We start from the raw sequence: 492 nt of genomic DNA, 5'->3' as shown, positions 1-492 counted from the left end.
TTCCGTTCGTGAAGACCGTTTATATCGCGCAGAATTTTGTGGCGCTTGAAAAATACAATATTGTGCACTGGAAAGATGTGCAACAGGAGCTTGCAGAGCAAATCGAATCCTTTTTGAATAGCGGCGGACAGGTGGTGACCCCTTCCGAAGAAGAAACCGGAAAAAAGATCCCCGTTACCGTTTATGCAGAGAGCACGCCTAATCCTACAGTGATGAAGTTTGTTTCGAACAAGAAACTCGTGTTAGAAACTGTGGAATTCAAAAATATTGATGATGCGAAAAACGCCCCTTTAGCGAAGGCTTTGTTTCATTTTCCGTTCGTGAAAGAAGTTTTTATTGATGAAAACTATCTTTCCATCATGAAATATGACATGGCCGAATGGGAAGAGATCACCCAGGAACTTAGGGAATTTATTAGGGAATACCTGGAACAGGGGAAAGAGGTACTTACTGAAGACAGCGTACAGCCCTCCCCTTCTAAAGCCGAAGAAA

At 42.9% G+C, this 492-nt stretch carries 1 protein-coding gene; it reads left to right on the top strand.

The window, feature by feature from the left end; translation table 11 throughout:
• On the top strand, positions 1-492 hold a 492-nt coding region (locus tag HC175_RS17800), incomplete at both ends, for a NifU N-terminal domain-containing protein (protein ID WP_209310065.1).

Source organism: Salinimicrobium oceani (assembly GCF_012037645.1).
This window is presented reverse-complemented; position numbering and strand designations above follow the sequence as displayed.